6 protein-coding genes are annotated in these 3,269 nt (G+C 54.5%); 3 read left to right on the top strand and 3 right to left on the bottom strand.

Translation table 11 applies throughout. From position 1 onward, the window contains the following. Positions 1–95: 95 nt before the first annotated feature. On the top strand, positions 96–479 hold the full coding sequence (locus B3Z49_RS02170; protein WP_064779803.1) for a MerR family transcriptional regulator: 384 nt from the start codon (positions 96–98) through the stop codon (positions 477–479). Positions 480–500: 21 nt separating this feature from the next. Here B3Z49_RS02170 and B3Z49_RS02165 read toward each other — a convergent pair whose 3' ends face one another. Beyond that, entirely contained in the window at positions 501–905 is a 405-nt protein-coding gene (locus tag B3Z49_RS02165; protein ID WP_296987943.1) for a YbaN family protein, read from the bottom strand. Between the two features lie 147 nt (positions 906–1,052). Between B3Z49_RS02165 and arfB the strand changes: the two genes are divergently transcribed. Together arfB and B3Z49_RS02155 are read left to right on the top strand one after the other, a co-directional pair. Next, on the top strand, positions 1,053–1,469 hold the full coding sequence (gene arfB / locus B3Z49_RS02160; protein ID WP_063088602.1) for an alternative ribosome rescue aminoacyl-tRNA hydrolase ArfB: 417 nt from the start codon (positions 1,053–1,055) through the stop codon (positions 1,467–1,469). 28 nt (positions 1,470–1,497) lie between these two features. Beyond that, entirely contained in the window at positions 1,498–2,280 is a 783-nt protein-coding gene (locus B3Z49_RS02155) for an acyl-[acyl-carrier-protein] thioesterase (protein ID WP_296987939.1), read from the top strand. 23 nt (positions 2,281–2,303) lie between these two features. Here B3Z49_RS02155 and B3Z49_RS02150 read toward each other — a convergent pair whose 3' ends face one another. Together B3Z49_RS02150 and B3Z49_RS02145 are read right to left on the bottom strand one after the other, a co-directional pair. Beyond that, positions 2,304–2,927, bottom strand: coding sequence for a ribonuclease HII (locus B3Z49_RS02150; RefSeq protein WP_296987937.1), 624 nt, complete (start codon positions 2,925–2,927; stop codon positions 2,304–2,306). A gap of 129 nt (positions 2,928–3,056) precedes the next feature. Beyond that, positions 3,057–3,269, bottom strand: a 213-nt coding sequence (locus tag B3Z49_RS02145) for a cation:proton antiporter (RefSeq protein ID WP_349676359.1), incomplete at its 5' end; no start/stop codon positions are given.

The following is a 3,269-nucleotide window of genomic DNA, read 5'->3' as shown; positions in this document are numbered from 1 at the left end:
TTTTGTGTCGAGCTGCCAAAAGAATTGTCGATTGTCGCCGCATCCGAAAGCATGTAGCTTTCAGTTTACGTAAGCGTAAAGATGATTGAGCCCCCATGAGCGACAGCTACACCATCACCGATCTTGCCCGCGAATTCGAAGTCACCACCCGAACCATCCGCTTTTACGAGGATCAGGAACTGATTTCGCCCGAACGGCAAGGTCAGACCCGGATCTATAGCCAGCGTGACCGTGTGCGCCTGCGCCTGATCATGCGTGGCAAGCGGCTTGGATTTTCACTAAAGGAAATTCGCGATTTGCTGGATCTTTATGACGGCGATCGCAGCGAGATCACCCAACTGACCACACTGGTCGACAAGGTCAATGAACGCCGTGCGACACTTCGCAAGCAGCGTGAAGACATTGATGCAACGCTTGATGAACTCGACAAACTTGAAGAAACTTGTCAGGAAGAACTGTCGCGCAAGAAGGCAGGCTAAGAGCCCTGCCCTTTGTTGGCTTTATTGACTGCTACCTGTTGGGTTCTGCACCTTGGCCAACCGGGCTTCCGAAGGGCGGGACAGGATAAAACAGCTAACAGGAATGGCGACCAGAAACTGAATAAACGCCACCCAGCGGTTCTCGATCAGCACCAATGACGCCGTAATCACCACCAGAAACGCCACCATCGCAAGGGTTTTGGCACGGCGATTGATCACGCCATATTCATTCCATTGACGGATCGACAAACCAAAACGCGGATGATTGCATATCCAGTCATGCAGGCGCGGCGATCCCTTGGCAAACAGCCAAGCGGCCAGCAGCATGAAGGGCGTCGTTGGCAAAAGCGGCAGGAAAATACCGATCACACCAAGACCAACAGAAAGCCACCCAAGGGCCAGATAGATATGCGAGACGCGCAGCATTGATTTCCTGTTTACAGTCGATCCGACCCCTGACAGGTTAGACGGGTGTAATGTAGGCATAGAAATCAGCAAATTCAATCAATCGCCGACCATTACACTCAGTTAATTGATCACCTTGAAACAGTTCGACAATCTGCACGGTTTCCCATGCTTGAAATTGAAAATGGCCTCTATCTGGATGAACGCCATCTGAGTTTTCAGTTTGTCCGTGCCTCTGGCCCGGGCGGGCAGAACGTCAACAAGGTATCCAGTGCTGTTCAGATGCGTGTGCGCATTGATGACCTGACCGAATTACCAATGCATGTGCGCAATCGCCTGCGTGAACTTGCCGGCAGCAAATTGACCAATGACGGCGAAATCATTTTTGACGCGCAGCGCCACCGTACCCAGGAACGCAACAAGCAGGATGCGATCGACCGTTTTCTGGCACTTTTGCGCAAGGCAGCCGAACGCAAAAAATACCGGGTCAAAACCCGCCCCAGTCTTTCTGCCAAACGCAAACGCGTCGATTCCAAAAAGAAGCGCGGTGATACCAAGAAGATGCGGCAAAAGCCGTCCTATTGATCGCGCGATACCCATACAAAGGCCTGCCATGACCATCGACTGGAACAGGATTTCAACGGCGTCTCTTCCGGCCAATTGCGGGTGGAAGGGAACCTATCGCGTTCGTTACTCCGAGATTGGTGACAATGGCAAGGTCATGATGTCTGCACTGGCCGACTATATGCAGGATGCCGCCGGCTGGGGTGCACGTATCCTGAAACTGGCCTATGACGATACAGTTGATCAGGGCATTGCCTGGGTGCTGGCGCGCATGGTCATTCATATTCGCGACTATCCGGGAAATGGCGAGGATATCCTGATTGAAACATGGCCGTCGGGGGTATCACGCCGGGTCGCCACCCGTGACTTTCGCCTGACCAATAGCAAGGGCGAAATCATTGGTGTCGCGCAAAGTTTCTGGATGATGTTTGACCTTGGCACCCGCCGTGCGGCCCAATGGCCCGATTGGGTGGCCGAACGCCTGCCCAATCCGCCCGGCCCCAAATTGATCGAGCCACCTTTGCGACCGGCCTTTACCACCAATCCTTTGCCGACCATGGATAACATCAAGGCACGACCGTCCGATCTTGATCTATATGGACACGTCAACAATGTGCGCCTGATGCAATGGGTCATGGGGGTTGCGGGTCCGGACGGTCGACCGGAATTTCACCCGGAAAGTCTGGATATTCAGTTTCGCAGTGAATGCCGTGTGCAGGAACGTGTCGCCATTCGCCATGCGGATGGCTTTGCCGCCATCACCCGTGAAGAAGATGGCACCGATCTGGTGCGTGCCCACATCGTGCCGTTTAACCAGACCGCCATGGCCTAGGCCCAAATGCCGTGGAAACTGGCCTAGCGGCCATCCATCATCGCATCAAACAAATCGGCAATCGGCTTGAAGCTTTTGCGGTGATGGGCGGTTGGGCCCACCTCGCCCAATCCCGCCATATGCTTTTTGACGCCATACCCGGCATTACCTTCCCAGCCAAAGAACGGATATCGCGTGGCCAATCGGGCCATGGCGCGGTCACGCACCACCTTGGCAACGATTGATGCCGCAGCAATGGAAAGCGACTTGCTATCGCCTTTCACCACCGTCTCCACCGCACAGGGCAACCCGGGATCACGATTGCCATCGACCAGTGCCTGATCAGGCAAAACCCCAAGGCGACTGACAGCGCGGCGCATGGCAACATAGGTCGCCTGCAGGATATTGATCTGGTCAATCTCGCGCACCGATGCCGCGCCAATGCCGACTTCGGCACAGTTCATGATGACGCCGTAAAGGTGATCACGTTTCTTGACCGAGAGTTTCTTAGAATCATTAAGCTCGGACAGCAGCTCCACCGGAAGACGTTCATCGCGTGGCAGGATAACCGCCGCCGCCACGACCGGACCAGCCAGCGGCCCGCGACCGACCTCGTCGATCCCGGCAATACGGCCCTGATACTGATCTTCGATGGAAAAATCCGGCATGGCGATCTCGGTCCCGTCCTTCTCTGTCCTTCGTCTTAGCAACTGGGATGCACGCAGGCAACACACCCTAAAAACAAAACGGCACCGGTTTCCCGGTGCCGCTTGAATTCATCAAAGGTCCTGACCCTTTCAGGTTTCCTTTTCCTGATATTCTTCGCTGGGGTCATAGCCTTCGGGTCCGATCGGATCAAAGGTTGCCCACCCTTCATTCTGTTTGCTGGGCGGCAGTTCCTTATTCGGATCAACATTCAGCAACATGTACGCCTTGGCGATCAGGTTTGCGGTGATCGGCGCTGTCAGGAAGATAAACAGCGTAATCAGCAATTCGTGAATGGTGAATTT

Source organism: Thalassospira sp. UBA1131 (genome assembly GCF_002311515.1).
In the GTDB taxonomy this organism is placed as follows: domain Bacteria; phylum Pseudomonadota; class Alphaproteobacteria; order Rhodospirillales; family Thalassospiraceae; genus Thalassospira.
The sequence above is the reverse complement of the archived record's forward strand: the minus strand, read 5'-3'. Positions and strand labels throughout refer to the sequence as shown.

Bases quoted from the DNA above. Each gene is read 5' to 3' on its own strand.
- B3Z49_RS02155 (WP_296987939.1), top strand. From the start codon at position 1,498: ATGACCATCGACTGGAACAGGATTTCAACGGCGTCTCTTCCGGCCAAT.
- arfB (WP_063088602.1), top strand. From the start codon at position 1,053: ATGCTTGAAATTGAAAATGGCCTCTATCTGGATGAACGCCATCTGAGT.
- B3Z49_RS02170 (WP_064779803.1), top strand. From the start codon at position 96: ATGAGCGACAGCTACACCATCACCGATCTTGCCCGCGAATTCGAAGTC.
- B3Z49_RS02150 (WP_296987937.1), bottom strand. From the start codon at position 2,927: ATGCCGGATTTTTCCATCGAAGATCAGTATCAGGGCCGTATTGCCGGG.
- B3Z49_RS02165 (WP_296987943.1), bottom strand. From the start codon at position 905: ATGCTGCGCGTCTCGCATATCTATCTGGCCCTTGGGTGGCTTTCTGTT.